Raw genomic sequence first — 19,110 nt, forward strand, 5'->3', positions numbered from 1 at the left:
CGTTGGCCGTTACCCTGTTTAACGGCACTTGGCGCTGGGACTTTAGGGCGAGAAGAAAAAATTTTCGTTTGGCGTTGACAGCCTATGCACGAGACCTGCCCCAGCCGAGGATTACGGCGTGAGCGCGCGCGCGGGCGCACAGGCGATTATCGGAAGCGACGACCACCCCAGGGTCCAAAGAAACAGAAACGCCGCCAGGCGATGCCTGACGGCGTTTCCGCTCGATCAGCTGCGATCAATCCCGCCCAAGCTGGGCGTTCATATTCTCGAACTGCTGGAACAGGTAGTCGCTGGTCTGGTTCATCTGGGCGATCATGCCGTCGAGCTGGCCGAACTGGGTGCGGTAGCGCTCGATGGTGCCTTCGATGGTCTGCTCCATGCGCGTATAGCGCTCATTGAGGCTCTCGATGCGGCTCTCGGCGCCGCTGATGGCGCCACCCAAGGCGCCGTTGTTGCCGACGAGCTGCGTCACGGTTTCGCCCAGTTGGCCGGCCAGGCCGCCAAGCGCATCCTCGCCAGCAAAGAAGTCACCCAGCGAATCCTGGTCGGTGGCGATCACCTCATCCAGTCGCTGCTCGTCGATTTCCAGCGTACCGTCGAGCTTGAGCGAGAGACCGATGTCGCTGAGCATGGAGAAGCCGCCCTCTTCTGCCGCCACGCCGCCGGCCAGCACCCCACGCAAGCGCCCTTCGACACTGCGAACGGCACTGTCGCCAAGCAGGTCGCCGGCTTCGCCGCTCTCGCCATCGAAGGCGGTCAGCTCACCGATGGAGCCCTTCAGGGTATTGAAGGCTTCGACGAAATCGGTGATGGCTTCCCGTACCGCGCGTGTGTTCTGCTCGACCTTGACGATGCTGCTGCCCTCTGCCGCGAGGTTGAGCGTAACGCCCTGGATGGCATCCTCTACCTGATTGGTAGGGCTGGTGATAGCAATACCGTTGACGGTCAACTGGGCATCCTTGCCCGCGCTGTCGACGGCAGTTGCCGTGTCGCTGAAGCTCACCCCATCGGCCAAGGCGACGCCGGTCCAGTCCATGCCGGTGATCGAGGCTTCTTCTCCGGTTTCGGTGGACATCAGCGCCAACCGATGGCCTTCGCCATCGTTGACGATCGAGGCGGTGACGCCGGCCTGCTCGGCATTGATGGCGTCACGGATGTCTTCGAGCGTGCTATCCGCTGCGATGGCAACCGGCACGCTTTCGCCGTTTCCGCCGTTGGCATGCGCGAACTGAAGCTGCAGCGTACCATCACTACTCGTCACCGCGTCATCGAGCGATTCGATCCCTTCCAGGCGTGCCGTGGCATAGCTGCCTGCAGATGCCAGATTGGAAACTTCCACCGCGTAGCTACCAAGGCTGGCGTCGGCAGAGGCAGCGGCATCCACAGCTTCGCCGGAAGTGGATGTGGAAAGGCTTTGGTAGAGCGAGGCGTCATTAAGCGCATTGGTCGCGGTCTGAAAACCCGACAGCGCCCCTTTCAGCTCGCCGTAGGCAGAGATCTTGACCTGCTGGGTCTCGATCTGCTGTTCGATGGGCTCGAGCTTGCCGCGTTCGGCATCGTTGAGCTGTTCTAGCAAGCCGTTGAGATCGAGCCCGGAGCCGATGCCAAGGGAAGAGATGCTGGCCATGAGAAACTGCCTTGTGCCGGTGAATTCGGGTGCCGGGCGTGATTACTGCGCTCGGCACCTTCCTTATCTTTTAGTTGTCGGCTGCTGGCAGGTGAACTTTAGGCCCGTTTCTAATAATTAGCTCAGCTCGACCAGTGCACGCTTGGCGATTCTTTTGCTGGACGAGGCGGCCGGGGAAGCCAGTTGCGTCATGGTTTGGCTCCGCTCGCTGAGTTTGAACCCACCCACAGCCTCGGCTAGACGATCGGCCTGTTCCTTGAGCTGCTCGGCCGCGACGGTGGATTCCTCCACCAGCGCGGCGTTCTGCTGGGTCATGCGGTCGAGCTCGGCCACGGCCACGTTGACATGGCCGATGCCGTCGCTCTGTTCTCCCGCCGCCACGCTGATTTCGCCCAGCACCTTGGCCACGCGGTTGACGCCCGCGACCAGCTCATCCATGGTGGCGCCGGCTTGCTGTACCAGCTGGGTACCTGAGGCCACCTTCTGGCCGGAGGCCTCGATCAGTCCGCGGATCTCTCGCGAGGCCTCGGCGCTGCGCGTGGCCAGCTGGCGAACTTCGCCCGCTACCACCGCAAAGCCGCGGCCCTGCTCCCCGGCCCGGGCCGCCTCGACCGAGGCGTTGAGTGCCAGCAGGTTGGTCTGGAAGGCGATGCCATCCATCACCTTGACGATATGACCGATGCGCTCCGATGAGGCCGTGATTTCCTGCATGGTGGTCACGACCTGACCCACCACTTCGCCTCCACGGGTCGCCACGTCGGAAGCCGACTGGGATAGCTCGCTGGCATGGCGCGACGAGTCCGCCGTGTGCTCGACCGTGCTGGCGATCTGCTCGATCGAGGCCGAACTCTCCTGCAGGCTGGCGGCGGCGTTCTCGGTACGCCGGGAGAGATCCTGGCCGCCGCTGGCGATTTCGCCTGCGGCCACGGTGACCGACTCGCTGGCATCACGAATCGTGAGCATGACGTCTTCAATACGGAAGACGAACTGGTTGAATGCCGAGGCAATTTGCGCGACTTCATCTCGGCCATCCTCCGGCAGCCGTTGGGTGAGGTCGCCATCGCCGCTGGCAATGTCGGTCATGGCGTTGCGCACTGCCTGCAGGCGGCGGAACATGATCGTCAAGAGCGCTCCGAGAACCAGCACGGCTCCCAATACCACCAGCACCAGGGTAAGCGCGGAACTGCCCAGCACTGCGCGTAGGCCGGCAGTGGCTTCGCGCTCGTCCAGCGCGACGACCAGCTGCCAGTCGGTGCCGGCAATCGGCTGGCTCTGAAGCAACCGTGGCCGGTCTGAAAGGACCATTCGCTCCGGTTCGCTCGCCTGCTGAAGCCCGGCAAGGAAGGCTGCGTCCAACTCAGGAGAAAGCTGGGTAGAGGGCTCGAGGCTCAGCTCAGAGTCCGGATGAGCAATCAGTGTGCCATCCGCCGCAACGAGAAAGGCGAAGCTGCTCGGTGTCGGTGCAATACTCTCGACAATGGCCACCACATCGTCGATGGCCACGTCACCGCCGGCCACTGCGGCCAGACGGCCATTGCGTTCAAACGGGCTGGCGATGGTGACGACCAGCCCACCGGTCACGGTATCGACGTAAGGCAGGGTGACGATGCTCTCGCCTTCGGCGGCGGCGCTTTCGTACCAGGGGCGTACTCGAGGATCGAAATCGGCAGGCGGCTCCCAACCGTCATAGAAGATGGTTTCGCCAGTGTCCTGGTACGCCATGTAGGTGGCCAGGAAGCTGCCGGACGCCTGGATCGCCTTCAATACGGGATCGAGATGGTCGGCTCGAATGCTGCTCTCCATCGACTCGAGCATGCTGGCATGCACGCCTACCCACTCACTGATAGTGCGGCCGTTGCCTTCAGCGACGGAAATGAGATTGCGAGAGAGCTGCTCGTCGTTATGCGACTTGACGGTGTAATAGCTGACAGCGGCATTGATTATCAGGGCCACGGCAATGACGGATGCCGCGGCAAACAGGAGTCGGAATCTAAGGGAAGAAAGCATGAAGTTCTCACGATATCGGGATGCGTATCCGAGCACCTCCTGTGCCTCGGGCTGCCCCTGATATCGGCCGCCAACGACTAGACTTTAGGCGCAGATCAACGCGCGTGAATGATCACCTCAACACGTCGATTCTGGGCACGCCCCTCTCCCGTGTCGTTGCTCGCCAGGGGGCGCGTGTCGGCCAGGCCCACCGCACGCAGGCGCTGCGAGTCGACGCCTGCGCGCTCCAGGGCGTGAACGATGGCAATCGCCCTGGCGCTGGAGAGCACCCAGTTCGAGGGAAATTCTTCTGTCTGAATCGAGCGGCTGTCGGTGTGCCCTTCCACGGCGACGTCACCATCGTGGCGCTGAATCACCTCCATCAGTCGCTGGATCAGCACTTCGCCGTCTTCGGTGAGTTCGGCAGCGGCCGTGGGAAACAACAGACGATCTTCCACCCGCAGCTTGATCCCTTCCGCCACACGCGACACCTCGACACCTTCCAGATCGGCCAGGTAGGGGGCTTCTTCCAACCGCTCGTCCAGCGCCTGCTGCAGCGCTTGCGATGCCGCGATGGCTTGCGGATCGACTTCATGCGCGCCATTCGGAGGGCGGTCGGTCACTACCAGAACGAACTCCCCCTCAGGATTCGGCACCAGGCCGTTTGCCGCTAGTACGGTCTTAGGCACTTCAGCCTGCGAGAACAAGAGCGGAGAGGGTTCTCGCTGCGCCAGCAGGGCCAACGGCGTTGGTGGCGCCACGAAGGCAGGCGGTGCGCCTGTAGGGGTTCGTGGTTCGGTCCCTCGCGGCGGGCCCGCCACGCCCAGCGCTGCCGTAATAGCTGATTGGCTCAGTCTGCCGGTAACGGGCTGGGGCTCGACGGGCACGGGCTCAGTCGTGGGCAGCGCCTGGGCCATTTCACTGGGCAGCGGTATTGCGAAGGGAATCGGCGTCGGGCGCTGCGCTGACGTCTCATCAGCGCTGCCGAAATGGGACAGCGTGAAAATGAGCACCATCAAGGCAACCAGCAGCGTCATGATGTCCAGATAGCCGATCATCCAGGTGCTGTCCTGGTCGTGATCGTGATGGGTGGGCATCAGCGACTCGTGGCGCATGGGGCCACGATGATCGCCACTACTGGCGTTCAGTGAACTCATCGAAACGGCAATAATCCGGAAAAGACGATAAAGGCGCCTAGCCTAACGGGTCGGGCCTTCAAGTGAAATGACGAAAAGCGTGAGGTTTCGTCAGGCGTCTTGCGCTTCTACTCCACTGCGCGTCGCCAGGTAGAGGCTGGCAAAGTGCTCGGCCGGCACCGGCCTGCCGGTCAGGTAGCCCTGGATCAATTCGACCCCGTGGCGCCCCAGAATGTCGCGCTGGGCCTTGGTTTCGACGCCGACAGCCGCGAGGCGAAGCTCCATTTCGCGTGCCAATCCGGCGACTGCCGCCACGATCGCCGCACTGCCACGCTGGCCGCTGTCCAGCCGTTGCACGAAACGCCGGTCGATCTTGAGCATGCTGATCGGCAGATCCTGCAGGTAGCCGAGGGAGGCATAACCGGTGCCGAAGTCGTTGATGGCGACCTCGCCGCCCAGGCGGCGCAAGCGCTTGAGCACGACGGCCGCCTGGTGGGGCTTGTCGAGCAGGGTGCGCTCGGCGATCTCGAACCCCAGCAGGCCGGGGAGCAGTCGGTGCTCCTTGAGCTTGGTGGCAACACGCACGGGCAGGTCGTGTTGCCAGAACTGCCGCGCGGAGAGGTTGATGCTGATGGGCACCGCCCCGATACCGACGGCTCCCCAGGCAGCCAGCTGTGCACAGATCTGCTCCAGCACGTACTCGTCCAATTGCGGCAGCAGCCCCGCTCGTTCGGCCAGGGTAACGGCACTGATCGGAGGCACGCTGCCCAGCAGCGGATGATGCCAGCGCAGCAGGGCCTCGGCGCCATGCAGCCTGCCGCTTTCTCTCTCGAATATCGGCTGATAGTGCAGCTGCAGGCCCTCGCCCGAGACGAAGGCTTCGCGCAGGGCCTTTTCAAGCGCTCGCTGGCGATCGTCCTGCAGGTTCATCTCGTTGCGATAGAGGCGATAGCCGTTGCGTCCCTCCTGCTTGGCCCGATACATGGCCACGTCGGCATTGTGCACCAGGGATTCGGCAGTGGTGGCATCATCGGGGTAAAGACTGATACCCAGGCTGCAGCCAAGGCGAAACTCCTGGCCCTCGAGCACGCAGGGTTCCCTCACGGCTTCTACCAGTCGCCGCGCAATACGGGTTACCTCGTCAACCTCCTCGAGATCGGGAAGCAGCACGAGGAACTCGTCGCCGCCCAGGCGAGCCAGGGTATCGTCCTCGCGCAGGCGAAGCTGCAGGCGCTCCGCCATCATCACCAGCAGCTCGTCGCCGAACGCGTGGCCCAAGGCATCGTTGACCTCCTTGAAATGATCGAGATCGACGAAGATCACCGCCAGCCGGGTCTGGTTGCGATGGGCATGGCGGATCGCCAACTCGAGGCGGTCCTCTAGCAGGCGCCGATTGGGCAGGCCGGTCAGGGCATCGTAGTAGGCCAGCTTGCGAATGCGCTCTTCGTTCTCGCGCAGGTGGGTAATGTCGCTGAACAACGCCGCGTAGTGGCTCACCGCCCCATTGTCGTCGGTGATCGCCGTGACGGTCAGCAGCTCCAGGTAGAGTTCGCCACTCTTGCGCCGGTTCCATATCTCACCGCGCCAGTAACCGCTGCGCTTGAGCGCGTCCCACATTTGGCGATAGAAAGCGGCGTCGTGGCGCCCCGATGACAGGACCTGCGGCGTCTTGCCGATCACCTCTTCGGCCGTGTACCCCGTCATGTGGGTAAAGGCGCGATTGACGAATTCGATGCGATTGTTTGGGTCAGTAACGATGATGCCTTCCAGCGAGGAATCGATGACTCGCTCCGCAAGCTGAAGGTTTTCCCGCGACTGGGCGAGCGCTCGGTCGCGCTGCTCCAGCGCGTTGCGCAAATCCTGCATGTAGAGGTGCTCGGCGCCGGCCAGCATATCGCGAAAGCCCAGCAGCCCCACCACTTCATCGGCTTCGTCGAGTACGGCCAGGTGGCGTACGCGATGGTTCATCAGCAGGTCGCGGGCGGCAATCAGGGTGTCATGCTGATTCACGGTCAGGAGAGGCCTGCTGGCCAGCCCTTCGATGGGCGTGTTGCCCGGGTGGCGCGCCACGAACCGTACCAGGTCGCGCTCGGTCAGGATGCCCAGCTCGCCGTCGGCACACTTGACCACCACCGCATCGCATTCGGAGAGCCGCATTGAACGCGCGGCTTGTGCCAGCAGCTGCTCGCCATCCAGCACCAGCGCCCGCTGGCGCATTGCCGCATGTACCTCTCGGAGTCGCAGGTAGGGTTCGAGCCCCTGATTCAGGGCAACATCGGTCTGCGACAGAATGCCGACCGGCGCCCCCGCGTCATCGACGACCAGAAAATGGCGACGTCTCTCGGCGTTGAAGCGCAGCGCCGCCTCGGTCATGGGCGTGGAAAGATGCAGGCTTGCCACCGGCTGGCTCATGATCTTAGAGATCGGCAGGCGAACGGCTTCGGGGTCGGCGAAGTTGACGGCCAACGCGTCGTGTTCGGTCCAGATACCCAGCGGCTGCCCCGCCTTGACCACTACGATGGAACTGCACTGGCGCGCCGCCATGCGCTCGGCGGCCATCCAGAGTGGCGTGTCGGGCTCGCAGGTGAGAAGCCCGGTCTGCATGATGCGTTCGATGGGTAGCTCTTGGCTCATGTCGCCTCACTGGCAGCTGCTGAAAACATCGGCAGAACACCACCGTATGCTTGCACGCACGTTCGGGATTGGAACGCCACGAAATGTAGCCAATCCGTAACAGCATTCTATCCTCTTGGCCCCACTTTGCACCAACGAACCGTCAATCCAGCCAACGCTGCGGTCGTGGTCACAATCGAAACAAATAATTTCGAGTCGAGGCTAAAGCTGCGACTTTCGCGGCCGATAGAGTTAACGGGAGAGGCTATCTAGAAAAGACGATCTGCAGAAAGCCTTGGAGGGGGTGCTGTTTTGCCAGCATCAGCACGGGGATATCCATAAGGAAACAACATGTCTTCGCCATTGACCGATGCCACTAATGCCTTGAGCACGTCGGCACTGCATGACCTGACGCCACGTCAGCGCAAGGAAACCGTGCTGGCTACATTGCCCACCGCCGGCACCATGCTGGCCCAGGCCGAGAGCCACGGCATGTCACCAAGCCAGGCCGACCTGGTGGAGCCGGTACAGCGGATCAACGAAGTGCTGCGCCAGTATGGCGTGGAGTTCGAGCTAAACGACACGTCGCGCGTCGTCACTCGCATCGTGGACAGGGAAACGGGCGACGTGCTGCGTCAGATTCCTTCCGAGGAGGTACTGGCCATCGCCGAGCGGCTGGATGAACTGCAGGGGCGGCTGATCAATCTACAGGCTTGAAACCGACAGTCCATAGCGAACTGGAAAGTCGGCGTGCGAATACCGGATATCCAGCCTCAGACCTGCATGTTCATGACGTCTTTATAGGCCGCCACCAAGCGGTTACGAACCTGCAGGCCCATCTGGAACGCCACGCTGGCCTTCTGCATGTCGACCATGACGTCGTTGAGTTCGACATTGGGATCGCCGGCCTGGAATGCCATGCTTTTGGCGGCGGAGGCCTGCTGCAGGCGATTGATGCGCTGAATCGAGGCCTGCAGCTCGCCGGCAAAGCCGCCCTGCCCCACCTGAGTGGAAACCTGCTGGCCCTTGGCGGCCTGTCCACTGGCTTGGGTCGCCAGCGTCTGCATCTGGGCCAGCGCCGACTGGATGGCAGGTGAACTCATGATCAGCACCCTCGCTCGTTAGGTTATGGGTCGTCTCGTGCGCCTGCGGCCTCCCGAAACCGGCCCCTGGCGAATGTAGAGCAAGGCTATCAGGTTACGTATTTTCACCAAACGACCAATTGGCAGGTAAAAAAGGGGCTTTTCCCGCCTTTGGCGTAGAGGGCGACTCGCATAATAGCGTTCATCACAGTTGCGCCCCGTCAGGGGCAGCCAGAACGCGGTGAACGGATGCAGTCAATGCCATCTTCCAGCAACACTTTCCATGCAGCCGATGGTGCTCTCTTCTGGGGGCGCGCATGAGCAATGGTGCCACGACGCAGGAGCGTCAGGCCTCGTCAGCCAGCGCTTCCTCTACTGCGCTGCTCGAGCGACTCCAGCAGCAGCTGCGCGGCAACCCGCTGATCGCCATCCTGGTCGGCGGCGCCGCGATGGTCGCGATCGTGGTCGCCCTGATGATGTGGGCACGCGAGCCCGAGTATCGCGTCCTCTACAGCAACCTTACCGAAGCCGATGGTGGGCGCATCATCAGCGAACTGGAAACCCGGGGCGTGCCGTATCGCTTCAGCGAAGGGGGCACCGCGCTACTGGTACCGGGCGATTCCGTACATAGCCTTCGACTCCAGTTGGCCGAGCAGGGCCTGCCGCGCGGCGGCAACGTCGGCTTCGAACTGATGGACAGCCAGGCATTCGGCGTCAGCCAGTTCGCCGAACAGGTCAACTTCCAGCGCGGCCTCGAAGGCGAACTGTCGCGCTCCATCGAGTCCCTGGGGCCGGTGGAGCGCGCGCGCGTTCACCTGGCCATGTCCCGGGACTCGGTATTCGTGCGCGACCGCGAACCCGCCAAGGCCTCCATCATCGTGACCCTCGAGCCGGGTCGCGTGATGGGGGAAGGCCAGGTTGCCGCCATCGTCCACATGGTGTCCAGCAGCGTACCGGACCTGGCCTCGGAGAACGTCACCGTGGTCGACCAGAACGGCCGCATGCTGTCGCAGCCCAACTCTCAAGGTCGCGGTCTGGATGCCACCCAACTCGATTATATCGCCGAGGTGGAACGCTCGTTCCAGAAGCGCATCGAGAGCATCCTGGCCCCGATCCTGGGTCGCGAGAGCGTCAGCGCCCAGGTGGCCGCCCAGATCGACTTCTCACGCCGCGAAGAGACTTCCGAGCGCTTTGGCCCCAACCAGCCGCCCAACGAGGCGGCGGTACGCAGCCGTCAATCGAGCCTCTCCTACAACGGCGGCGATGGCGTCGCGCTGGGCATACCCGGCGCGCTGAGCAATACACCGCCGGGCACCGCCCCTTCTCCCATTGAGGAGCTCCCCACCGATGAGGAAGGAGAACTCACCGAGGAGGCTAAGCAGAGCCTGCAGGCACTGAACAACCTGCAACAGGACGACGTGGTCAATTACGAAGTCGACCGTAACATCCAGCACATCCAGCATCGGCAGGGCCAGGTGACTCGCCTGTCCGCCGCGGTGGTGGTGGATTATCGCGAAGAGCGCAACGAGGACGGCGAATGGCAGCGCGTGCCGCTGAGCGACGCCGAAGTTGCACAGATCGAACGCCTGGTGCGCCAGGCCATCGGCTTCTCCCAGGCCCGGGGTGACGAGATCGAGGTCGTCAACAGCCCGTTCAGCCGCATCGTCGAGGAAGCCGAAGAGCTCGAGTGGTGGCAGTCGCCCGAGGTCCATCAGCTGGCCCTGACCATTGGCCGCTACCTGCTGGTGGCACTGGGTATCCTGCTGGGCTACCTGCTGGTACTGCGCCCGCTGATCAAGCGCTACACCGAACAGCCCGTGTTGGCCAGCGCGCCGGGCACCGGCCTGCAGGTTCGCGTGGGCGACGACAGCGAGCCGACCGAAGGCGAACTGCAGGCGACAGGCGATGAAGACGATGCTCTGCGGCCCTACCAGAAGCCCAAGCGCAAGCGCCGCTCGTCGGCCTATGAAGACCATCTGGCCGAGCTGCGTGAGCTCGCCCAGGAAGACCCCCGCATGATCGCCATGATCGTACGCAGCTGGATGAACAAGAATGAGTAGTGCCAAAGCGATGAGCGGCGTTCGCCGCAGCGCCATCCTGATGCTGGCCCTCGATGAGGACAGCGCGGCAGAGGTATTCAAGTACCTGGGGCCAAAGGAGATCCAGCAGCTCAGCATGGAAATGGCGGAGATGGATCAGGTCTCTCACGAGGACATGCAGCAGGTCATGCTGGAGTTCCATCGCGAGACAGAAGAGTTCATCGCGCTCAACCTCAACTCCAGCGACCATATTCGCTCGGTGCTGACCAAGGCATTGGGCAGCGAGCGCGCTTCCAGCCTGATCGAAGACATTCTCGAGAGTCAGGGCAGCAGCAGCGGCATCGACTCGCTCAACCTGATGGAAGCCACCATGGTGGCCGAGCTGATCCGCGACGAGCATCCCCAGATCATCGCCACCATCCTGGTGCATCTGGAGCGCCACCAGGCCGCCGACGTGCTGGAGCAGTTCGACGACAAGCTGCGCAACGACGTGGTGCTGCGTATCGCCACGTTCAGCGGCGTGCAGCCGGCCGCCCTGCAGGAACTTACCGAGGTGCTCTCGGGCATGCTCGACGGCCAGAACCTCAAGCGCAGCAAGATGGGCGGCGTGAGGACGGCGGCCGAGATCCTCAACCTGATGAACTCCTCGCTCGAGGAAACTGCCATCGAGACGGTTCGCGCCCACAGCGAGGACCTGGCACAGAAGATCATCGACGAGATGTTCCTGTTCGAGAACCTCATGGACCTGGACGATCGCAGTATCCAGCTGGTGCTCAAGGAGATCGATACCAACTCGCTGGTCGTCGCGCTCAAGGGGGCACCCGAAGGGCTCATGGAGAAATTCCTGCGCAACATGTCGCGGCGTGCCGCGGACCTCATGCGCGAGGACATGGAAGCGCGCGGGCCGATTCGAGTCTCCCAGGTGGAAGCCGAGCAGAAAACCATCCTTCAGGTGGTCCGCCGCTTGGCGGATTCCGGCGAGATCGTGCTGAGCGGCGGAGACGACACCTATGTCTGATCGGGTGCCTTCCTCTTCCGAGCGGCATGCCCCCTGGCAGCGCTGGCAGATGGGCGAGCTGCACGCCGATACGCAAGGCGAGCGCCCCGCGCAGGAGCTGGACCCGGCCGAGCAGGCCAGACGCCGAGCCGCCTTTCAGCGGCAGGCGGAGCTGAAGGCGCTACGCGAGAAGGTCATGCAGGAAGCCCGCGAAGAGGGCTACCAGGCCGGTTTCGAGGCGGGGCGCACCGAAGGCCATGCCCAAGGACTGAAAGAAGGAAGAGAAGAGGCGCAGCGCGAGCTGAAGCAGCAGGTGCACGACACCGTGGCACCGCTCAAGCCGCTTGCCGATCAGTTCGCCGGCGCCCTGGAAGCGCTCGACGAAGAGATTGCCAATGACCTTGTCGAACTGGCCATGGCGACCGGGCGCCAGCTGGCCGGCGAGGCGCTCAAGGCGCGCCCCAAGCAGGTGCTGGAGCTGGTCAAGGCCCTGCTGCACACGGAGCCGCCCCTGGTTGGCCAGCAGCGCTTGTGGCTCCATCCTCAGGACCACCAGTTGGTCCAAGAGCATCTGGGCGCGGAGTTGGCGGCGGCGGGTTGGAAACTTCAACCGGACGCTCAACTGACCCGCGGCGGGTGTCGTGTCACCAGCGCGAATGGGGAGCTGGACGCCACCTGGGAAAGCCGATGGGAGTCCGTCAAGTCGCAGGTCAGGCGGCGGCGCTCGGCGAATCCCGATGAAGACAACGAAGCATAGAGACAGTACATGAGCGAAGCAGCATCACCCACTCTCAACACGCACCAGGCACGCTGGCAGCACACGCTGCGGCACGTGCGTGCGCGGGTGGAGACGGTGCCAGGGTATCGCACCAGCGGTAGGGTACTTCGCGCCACCGGCATGGTGATCGAAGCCGTTGGCCTGCGGGTGGCGCTGGGTAACGCCTGTCGCATTGAGCTGCTCTCGCCCGGCGGCAACGAGCCGCCCCGCTTCGCCGAGGCCGAAGTGGTCGGCTTCAACGGCGAGCGCCTGCTGTTGATGCCCCTCACGGAGATTGCCGGCCTGATGCCCGGCGCGCGGGTCTTCCCGCTGGGAGACGGCCCCGACCACGCCGCTCGCCGCTTCCCGCTCGGAGAGTCACTGCTGGGCCGCGTGGTGGATGGCAACGGTGAGCCGCTGGATGGCCTCGGCCCGGTGGATGACGCCCCGCGCGCCCCGCTCTCGACGCCACCGCTCAATCCGCTGAAGCGAGCGCCGATCAACCAGCAAATCGATGTCGGCATTCGCGCCATCAACGCCCTGCTCAGCGTCGGACGCGGCCAGCGCATGGGCCTGTTCGCCGGCTCCGGCGTGGGCAAGTCGGTACTGCTCGGCATGATGGCCCGTTATACCGGCGCCGACGTCATCGTGGTGGGGTTGATCGGCGAGCGTGGCCGCGAAGTGCAGGACTTCATTGACAACATCCTCGGCCCCGAGGGGCGCCGTCGCGCCGTGGTGGTAGCGGCACCCGCCGACACCTCGCCGCTTCAGCGCCTGCAGGGCGCAGCCTACGCCACGCGACTGGCGGAGGGCTTCCGCGACCAGGGCAAGAATGTGCTGCTGATCATGGATTCGCTGACGCGCTACGCCATGGCCCAGCGTGAGATCGCCCTGGCCATCGGCGAACCGCCGGCAACCAAGGGCTATCCGCCCTCGGTGTTCGCCAAGATTCCCAGCCTGGTGGAGCGTGCCGGCAATGCGGAACGCGGTCGCGGCTCGATTACGGCCTTCTATACCGTGCTGACCGAAGGCGACGACCAGCAGGATCCCATCGCTGACTCGGCGCGGGCCATCCTCGATGGACATATCGTGCTGTCGCGTACCCTGGCCGAGGCCGGGCATTATCCGGCCATCGACATCGAGGCCTCGATCAGTCGCGTCATGACGCACATCATCGACGACCAGCAGCTGGCGATGACCCAGGCGTTCAAGCGTCTCTTCTCACGCTACCAGCGCAACCGCGACCTGATCAGCGTCGGCGCCTACAGCCCCGGTCACGACCCTCAGCTGGATGAGGCCGTGCAGCGCTACCCGCAGCTGGAGCACTTCCTCCAGCAGGGCATGAATGAAAACGCCTCGATCGAGGCTTCACGACAGGTTCTGGCTGAGACACTAGGAGTCAGACAATGAGTGCATCGTCCCAACTCGCCATGCTGAGCGACCTGGCACGCGACGCGCGCGACCAGGCGGGCCAACTGCTCGCCGGTGAACGGCAGAACGAACGCCAGGTGGCGTCCCAACTGGAGTCGCTCAATCGCTATCGCCTCGAGTACGCCGAGCGCTTGCAGCAAGCCATGCGCGAGGGCATCGACCCCGCCAGCATGCATAACTACCAGCAGTTCCTGGCCTCGCTCGACGCCGCCCTGCAGCGAGCCAGGCAGGCACTCGATGCCCAGCAACATCGCGTGCAGCAGAGCCAGCAGCAGTGGCAGCAGAAACAGAAACGGCTTTCGGCCTTCGACACTTTGGTGTCGCGGCGCGATGCCGAGCGTCAGCGCCAGGAAGCGCGCCGAGAGCAACGCACCAGCGATGAGATGGCAGCCGGACGACTATTACGCCAGCGTATCGACCCCACGTCGTGAGCCGGTAAGGAGAAAAACATGAATATCCAGACGATCCTGTCCGCCCTGCCGACACAGCTCTCCGGCAAGCCGGAGTCCGGTACCGGCCAGGGCCAGTTTGCACTGGCACTCAACCATGCTGCCGTGGCCAACTCGAGCCAGGCCGGCAACGCCTCGCTGCCCGCCCAGTTGAATGCCATGACGGTCGAGGGTTTGCCACCGCCCACCATGGCCGCCCAACAGGCATTGCTACACGCCCTGAACGCCCACGCGACCCAGCCGCTCAGCGGCGAGGCGGAGCTTGCCCAGCCCGACGCACAGTGGGACGAGATCATGGCACGTCTGGCCCTGATCGAAGGCAGCCATCAAGCGCCGGTCATTACCGATCTGCCCGCCCTGCCCCAACAGGCGCTGGTCGATAAGGATCTGACCGATCCAGAGCTGACACTACCCGCCGACGCGATGTCCACCGAGCTTGCTGAGCAGCCCCAAGCGGCCGCCTTAGTGGCGGCTGCCATGACCGAGACTCAACGCCAGGATAGCCCCCTGCCCGGAGTCAACGCACAAGGGACTAACGCTACACGTCCCGACATGTCGGCCCTGACGACTTCGTCCGTTTCGGCCAGCCCGCTAGCGGCTCAACTGGCGGCATCCGCTGCAGCTGCGGGTCAGGAAGCTGAAGGCGACGGCGAGGCTCCGGCTCGCCCCACCGACTTCACGAGCTCCCTGGCCAAGGTTGCGGCACCCCAAGCCGGTAACGAACTGCGCGCGATGGCACCGGATACGGCACGCACCGGCTTCGTGCCGGAGGCCGCCTCCATGGGCCAGCCCCAGCCCAGCGGCACCGCGGCTGGCCAGGCCAACCCCACGGCACAGCCCGCCCTGCCCAGTCAGGCCAGCCTCAGCGCGCCGCTGCAGAGCCCGGCCTGGCCCGGCCAACTGGGCCAGCAATTGGTGCAGTTCGCCCGCCAGGGCGGAGAACAGCAGGTCGAGATGCGCCTGAACCCGGCCGAGCTGGGCCCGCTCTCAGTCACTCTCAAGGTGACCGAACAGGGCGCTCAGGCGCAGTTCCTGTCGGCTCATGCCCAGGTACGCCAAGTACTCGAGCAGGCTATCCCGCAGCTTCGCGAGGCGCTGGCCGAGCAGGGCATTTCCCTCGGCGAGGCTTCGGTGGGCGACCATCGCCGCCAGGATGCCCAGGCCTTCGCAGGGGGAGAGGGTCGACACGGCCAGTCCGGCACGGACCAGGGTGAAGGCATTCCTGCCATGGACAACGACGTGGCGCTGGGTACCGCCACCCCGATGTCGCTGGATGGCCGTGTGAACCTCTACGCCTGAGACAAAATGCCAAGATAAGCCCATTCGCGCGGTCTGTTCCTGTCATCACAGGCCGCGCAACTTCGACACAATACCCTTCATCCGCTGGTTCAACACAATAGGCAAGGCAATGGCAAAATCGACGGGTGGCTCCTCCAAGCTGCTGTGGTTGATGATACTGCTGGTACTGCTCTCCACGGCAGCCGCTGGAGCGGCCATCTATATGGTCATGAGCGATCGCAACGGCAATGAGGGAGAGAACGCCCAGGCGCAGCAGTTGCAGCGTCAGGCACCGATCTTCGTCAAGATCGACCCCTTCACGGTCAATCTCGCCGACGACAGCTTCGGCTCACGGCTCCTGTACACCGGCATTTCGTTGAAAGTCGGTAGCGAAGAGACCCGTGAGATCCTCACCGAGCACATGCCACAGGTACGCAGCCGACTGCTGATGCTCTTCTCCGGCAAGCAGGCGAACGAACTGACCACACCGGACGGCAAGCGCCGCCTGAGCGAAGAAGTCATTGCCATTCTCACCGAGCCGCTGACCGAGCCGCAGCCCGCCCTGGAAATCCGGGATGTGCTGTTCACCGAGTTCATCGTGCAGTAACCGGGTGTTCTTGCCACATGTCCCAAGACGATCTGCTGTCACAGGATGAGATCGACGCCCTGCTGAAGGGAGTCAGCGGCGACGATGAACCCGTTGCGCAAAACGACGGTAACACTCGCGTTCGCCCCTATGACCCCGCGACACAGCACCGCGTCATTCGCGAGCGCCTGCAGGCGCTGGATATCATCAACGAGCGTTTTGCGCGGCATTTCCGCATGGGGCTGTTCAACCTGTTGCGGCGCAGTGCCGATATCACCGTCGATTCGGTACGCTACCTGAGCTACAGCGAGTTCTCACGCAACGTGCCGGTGCCGACCAATATCAACATCATCGGGATGAAGCCCCTGCGCGGCTCGGCGCTGATCGTGTTCCCGCCGAACCTGGTGTTCATGGTGGTCGACAACCTGTTCGGCGGCGATGGCCGCTTCCTGACCAAGTCCGAAGGGCGGGAATTCACCAACACCGAGCAGCGCATCATCCAGCGTCTGCTGCATCTGGCCATCGACGCCTACGAGGAGTCGTGGAAGTCGGTCTATCCGCTGCAGATCAGCTACCTGCGCTCGGAGATGCAGTCGAAGTTCGCCAACATCACCAACTCGCCCAACGAGATCGTGGTGAACACCAACTTCAATATCGAAGTGGGCAATCTGACCAGCAGCTTTCAGATCTGCATTCCCTACTCGATGGTCGAGCCATTGCGCGACCTGCTGGCCAATCCTCTCAGCGATGGCCACCATGACCAGGACGGTTCCTGGACCAAGCGCATGGCCGGCGAGCTCCGCCGCTCCGAGGTGGAGCTGATCGCCAATTTCGCCAGTGTTTCCACCCGTATCGCGCATGTGATGGCGCTCAAGGTGGGCGATGTACTTCCCTTCGAACTCCCTGAAACGGTAACCGCCAGCGTCGATGGCGTTCCGGTGATGGAGTGCGATTACGGTAGCCAGCACGAGCAGCGCGCGCTGCGTGTCATCCGCATCATCGACCATGGTGCACAGAACCCGGTGTCCAAGGACGCCTTCATCAAGGGCGCAGCGCCTCAAGCCAAGGATTCCAAGCATGACTGATCCCAAGAAACCCGATCAGAACGTTTCCGACGACGACTGGGCCGCCGCCATGTCCGAACAAGACGGCACCCCCGCTGTCGACGACGATCCCTGGGCCGAAGCCATGGCCGAGCAGGAAGCGGCCGAGGCAGCGGCAAGCAGCGGCGGCGATGATGACCCCTGGGCGGAAGCCCTGGCCGAACAGGAAGCCGCCGAGGCGGCCGCCGACGAGACACCCGCCGCAGCCAGCGCGCCCGCGTCTGCTCCGCAGTCCGCCGGCGATCGCGTTTTCCGCCCGCTGGACAAGGGCAAGGAAGGCGGGGCGGCCCGTGACCTCGAGATGATCATGGACATCCCGGTCAAGCTGACCGTGGAGCTGGGCCGTACCAAGCTGACCATCAAGCAGTTGCTGGAGCTGGCCCAGGGCTCGGTCGTCGAGCTCGACGGACTGGCCGGCGAGCCGATGGATATCCTCATCAACGGCTACCTCATCGCCCAAGGCGAAGTGGTGGTGGTCGACGACAAGTACGGGATCCGCATCACCGAGATCATTACACCTTCAGAGCGGGTGCAGAAACTCAACCGATGAGCAATACCGCCAATTCCGAGACCGCTGCGGGACTCGACTCTCTCGCCGTCGGCGGCGATGCCCTGGTGGGCATGGCCACCTTCGGCAAGACGGCCGCTGCGCTGGCCCTGGTCATTGCCATCATTCTGGTGTGCACCGCACTGCTGCGCCGCTGGGGCCCCCAGAAGCGGGCCGCTGGCGGTCACCTGCATGTGATCGGCAGCGCCGCTCTCGGCAGCCGGGAGCGCGTCGTGATCGTCGAGGTCGAAGGCACCTGGCTGGTGCTCGGCGTCGGTGGCGGTCAGATCAACAAGCTGCATGAACTGGATGCGCCGGTGCGAGAATCGGGGGATAACGCCAGCGGCGCACCCGACGGCGAGCGCTTTGCCGCTCGCTTCGCCCGCGCGCTCAAGCAGAACGCCGGCCTGGGCGGCTCCGGGCGAGGCGACTCATGACACGCCCCCGCTTGCCGCTGCGTTCGTTGGCGCGACTCGTTGTGCTCGCGCTGATCCTGCTCCCCCTTGGCGCTCATGCCCAGCAGATCCCGGGGATCATCAGCCAACCCCTGGAAGACGGCGGCCAGCAATGGTCGATCCAGCTTCAGACCCTGCTGCTGCTCAGCTCGCTGGCATTCCTGCCGGCCGCGTTGCTGATGATGACCAGCTTCACTCGCATCATCATCGTCCTGAGCCTGCTGCGTACGGCGATCGGTACCCAATCCACGCCGCCCAACCAGGTCATGCTGGGTCTCGCCCTGTTCCTGACCTTTTTCATCATGTCGCCGGTCATCGGCATGGTTTACGAAACCGCCTGGGTACCGCTGTCGGCTGAAGAGATCACCTTTCAGGAGTTTTTACAGCTGGCCCAGGAGCCGTTCCGCGAATTCATGCTGGCGCAGACTCGCGAACCCGACCTGGCCCTTTTTGCGCGACTGGGCGATATCGGTCCCATGCAGGGGCCCGAAGATGTGCCACTGCGTATTCTGGTGCCGGCCTTCGTCACCAGCGAGCTGAAAACCGCGTTCCAGATCGGTTTCACCATCTTCATTCCGTTTCTGATCATCGACCTGGTGGTGGCCAGTACGCTGATGTCGCTGGGCATGATGATGGTACCGCCGGCCACGATCTCGCTGCCGTTCAAGCTGATGCTTTTCGTGCTAGTGGACGGCTGGCAGCTGATCATCGGCTCGTTGTCGGAAAGCTTTTTCATCTAGAGGTGCCGTTATGACTCCCGAAATGGTCATGAGCATTGCCTACCAGGGCATGCGTGTCACTCTGTTCCTGGCCGGCCCGTTGCTGATCACCGCGCTGCTGACCGGGCTTATCGTGAGCCTGTTCCAGGCCGCCACCCAGATCAACGAGATGACCCTCTCGTTCATTCCCAAGATTCTCGGCGTGTTCAGCGTGCTGGTACTCGCCGGGCCCTGGCTGATCGGCCTGATTGTGAATTTCACCCGCAATCTCTTCACCAGCATTCCCAGTATGCTGATGTGAGGCG

General features: G+C 63.6%; 18 protein-coding genes. 13 read left to right on the top strand and 5 right to left on the bottom strand.

What is annotated here, in order from left to right:
* Window positions 1-235: 235 nt before the first annotated feature.
* The 4 genes from fliD to ACOJCM_RS16345 all read right to left on the bottom strand — a co-directional run bounded on the left by fliD (window position 236) and on the right by ACOJCM_RS16345 (window position 7,383).
* A complete protein-coding gene (gene fliD / locus ACOJCM_RS16330) occupies window positions 236-1,627 on the bottom strand; it encodes a flagellar filament capping protein FliD (RefSeq protein WP_445213130.1) in 1,392 nt (463 codons plus the stop codon).
* A gap of 117 nt (window positions 1,628-1,744) precedes the next feature.
* A complete protein-coding gene (locus ACOJCM_RS16335; protein ID WP_445213131.1) occupies window positions 1,745-3,634 on the bottom strand; it encodes a methyl-accepting chemotaxis protein in 1,890 nt (629 codons plus the stop codon).
* Window positions 3,635-3,729: 95 nt separating this feature from the next.
* Entirely contained in the window at window positions 3,730-4,770 is a 1,041-nt protein-coding gene (locus tag ACOJCM_RS16340) for an OmpA family protein (RefSeq protein WP_445213132.1), read from the bottom strand.
* Between the two features lie 90 nt (window positions 4,771-4,860).
* On the bottom strand, window positions 4,861-7,383 hold the full coding sequence (locus tag ACOJCM_RS16345) for an EAL domain-containing protein (protein WP_445213133.1): 2,523 nt from the start codon (window positions 7,381-7,383) through the stop codon (window positions 4,861-4,863).
* A gap of 330 nt (window positions 7,384-7,713) precedes the next feature.
* Between ACOJCM_RS16345 and ACOJCM_RS16350 the strand changes: the two genes are divergently transcribed.
* The gene (locus tag ACOJCM_RS16350; RefSeq protein ID WP_445213134.1) at window positions 7,714-8,079 is read left to right on the top strand and encodes a flagellar protein FlaG; all 366 of its coding nucleotides are present in this window, start codon (window positions 7,714-7,716) and stop codon (window positions 8,077-8,079) included.
* Window positions 8,080-8,135: 56 nt separating this feature from the next.
* Here the strand turns inward: ACOJCM_RS16350 and fliE are convergent, their stop codons facing one another.
* The gene (fliE, locus tag ACOJCM_RS16355; RefSeq protein WP_445213135.1) at window positions 8,136-8,465 is read right to left on the bottom strand and encodes a flagellar hook-basal body complex protein FliE; all 330 of its coding nucleotides are present in this window, start codon (window positions 8,463-8,465) and stop codon (window positions 8,136-8,138) included.
* 296 nt (window positions 8,466-8,761) lie between these two features.
* Between fliE and fliF the strand changes: the two genes are divergently transcribed.
* The 12 genes from fliF (at window position 8,762) to fliQ (ending at window position 19,106) form a co-directional block, all read left to right on the top strand.
* Entirely contained in the window at window positions 8,762-10,504 is a 1,743-nt protein-coding gene (gene fliF / locus ACOJCM_RS16360; protein ID WP_445213136.1) for a flagellar basal-body MS-ring/collar protein FliF, read from the top strand.
* The gene (gene fliG, locus ACOJCM_RS16365; protein ID WP_445213137.1) at window positions 10,497-11,501 is read left to right on the top strand and encodes a flagellar motor switch protein FliG; all 1,005 of its coding nucleotides are present in this window, start codon (window positions 10,497-10,499) and stop codon (window positions 11,499-11,501) included. Before fliF ends, fliG begins: the two co-directional genes overlap by 8 nt.
* Window positions 11,494-12,237, top strand: a complete 744-nt coding sequence (locus tag ACOJCM_RS16370; RefSeq protein ID WP_445213138.1) for a flagellar assembly protein FliH — start codon at window positions 11,494-11,496, stop codon at window positions 12,235-12,237. Before fliG ends, ACOJCM_RS16370 begins: the two co-directional genes overlap by 8 nt.
* A gap of 9 nt (window positions 12,238-12,246) precedes the next feature.
* On the top strand, window positions 12,247-13,647 hold the full coding sequence (gene fliI, locus ACOJCM_RS16375; RefSeq protein WP_445213139.1) for a flagellar protein export ATPase FliI: 1,401 nt from the start codon (window positions 12,247-12,249) through the stop codon (window positions 13,645-13,647).
* A complete protein-coding gene (gene fliJ, locus ACOJCM_RS16380) occupies window positions 13,644-14,099 on the top strand; it encodes a flagellar export protein FliJ (RefSeq protein ID WP_445213140.1) in 456 nt (151 codons plus the stop codon). The genes fliI and fliJ overlap by 4 nt, the downstream gene beginning before the upstream one ends.
* Window positions 14,100-14,117: 18 nt before the next feature.
* A complete protein-coding gene (locus ACOJCM_RS16385; RefSeq protein ID WP_445213141.1) occupies window positions 14,118-15,416 on the top strand; it encodes a flagellar hook-length control protein FliK in 1,299 nt (432 codons plus the stop codon).
* A 109-nt stretch (window positions 15,417-15,525) separates the two neighbouring features.
* On the top strand, window positions 15,526-16,002 hold the full coding sequence (gene fliL / locus ACOJCM_RS16390; RefSeq protein ID WP_445213142.1) for a flagellar basal body-associated protein FliL: 477 nt from the start codon (window positions 15,526-15,528) through the stop codon (window positions 16,000-16,002).
* A gap of 17 nt (window positions 16,003-16,019) precedes the next feature.
* Window positions 16,020-17,066 carry a flagellar motor switch protein FliM gene (fliM, locus tag ACOJCM_RS16395; protein ID WP_445213143.1) on the top strand — a complete coding sequence of 349 codons (1,047 nt, stop codon included), beginning with the start codon at window positions 16,020-16,022 and terminating at the stop codon, window positions 17,064-17,066.
* Window positions 17,059-17,634, top strand: a complete 576-nt coding sequence (gene fliN, locus ACOJCM_RS16400; RefSeq protein ID WP_445213144.1) for a flagellar motor switch protein FliN — start codon at window positions 17,059-17,061, stop codon at window positions 17,632-17,634. The genes fliM and fliN overlap by 8 nt, the downstream gene beginning before the upstream one ends.
* Window positions 17,631-18,068: a flagellar biosynthetic protein FliO gene (gene fliO, locus ACOJCM_RS16405; RefSeq protein ID WP_445213145.1), complete on the top strand. Its 438-nt coding sequence runs from the start codon at window positions 17,631-17,633 to the stop codon at window positions 18,066-18,068. The genes fliN and fliO overlap by 4 nt, the downstream gene beginning before the upstream one ends.
* Window positions 18,065-18,826: a flagellar type III secretion system pore protein FliP gene (gene fliP, locus ACOJCM_RS16410; protein WP_445213146.1), complete on the top strand. Its 762-nt coding sequence runs from the start codon at window positions 18,065-18,067 to the stop codon at window positions 18,824-18,826. The genes fliO and fliP overlap by 4 nt, the downstream gene beginning before the upstream one ends.
* A gap of 10 nt (window positions 18,827-18,836) precedes the next feature.
* Window positions 18,837-19,106 carry a flagellar biosynthesis protein FliQ gene (fliQ, locus tag ACOJCM_RS16415; RefSeq protein WP_445213147.1) on the top strand — a complete coding sequence of 90 codons (270 nt, stop codon included), beginning with the start codon at window positions 18,837-18,839 and terminating at the stop codon, window positions 19,104-19,106.
* The last annotated feature ends 4 nt before the right edge of the window (window positions 19,107-19,110 follow it).

The sequence above is a fragment of the Billgrantia hypersalina genome (assembly GCF_052584175.1).